The 745-nt window shown below is 64.3% G+C and carries 1 protein-coding gene; it reads right to left on the bottom strand.

Annotation, left to right across the window (positions count from 1 at the left end):
- A partial coding sequence (locus A3840_RS01770; RefSeq protein ID WP_205633326.1) for a phosphomethylpyrimidine synthase ThiC occupies positions 1 to 645 on the bottom strand: 645 nt, incomplete at its 3' end.
- Positions 646 to 745 lie beyond the last annotated feature (100 nt).

Below are 745 nucleotides of genomic sequence, written 5' to 3'. Positions count from 1 at the left end.
CAGGAAATTGCGCCCGATCGCCATCGGCTCGATTTCGGGGTGATTGATATTAGCCGGGATGATCGCCCGACCGCGGGCGATCTCGTCGCGCACAAATTCTGGGGTGATGAAGGGCGGAATGGCCGCGCCAAAACTCTCGCCATCGGCCAGGCGCGCCTCGGCGCCATCAAGCATTTGCTGGCGCCCCAGATTCTCCCGTTCGGCGACGAAGATCATCTCCTTGGTGATGACGCCGGCGCGTGCATAGTCGAGTTGGGTGATCGGCCGTCCCGCCTTGCCGCGCAGTGGCTGGTTAGCAAGAGGGAAGCGCGCGACAGCCCGCTCGGGCGAGACATGGCCGTCGTCTTCCGGCCTGATGGCGCGGCCTTGGTAGGGTTCGGCGTCGCCGCGCTCGGCGATCCAGTCTTCCCGCGGGCGCGGCAGGCCGCGCTCGAGGTCAATGGCAATAGCGGGGTCGGTATAGGGGCCGGAGGTGTCGTAAACCCGAAACGCAGGGGCTGCCGGATCGTTGATGGCGATCTCACGGAACGGCACCCGCATATCGGGGGCGAGTGCGCTGCTTGCGTAGACTTTGCGGGAGGCGGAAAGCGGTATGGTAGACAGGCCCGTGGCGCCAAGCGCCTTGGTGTCGAGAGGCTTATTCACGATGGGTCTCCATGTTTTCTCGTGAAAACGGAAACCCGGGACGCAGCTCTGGTGGCGGATAACGATCCCGTCCCTTCGCCGGCATTACCCGGATCAGGTT

This window comes from Devosia elaeis, assembly GCF_001650025.1.
Classification (GTDB): Bacteria; Pseudomonadota; Alphaproteobacteria; order Rhizobiales; family Devosiaceae; genus Devosia; species Devosia elaeis.
Note: the sequence above shows the minus strand (reverse complement) of the source record. Positions and strands in the feature narration are given on the sequence as shown.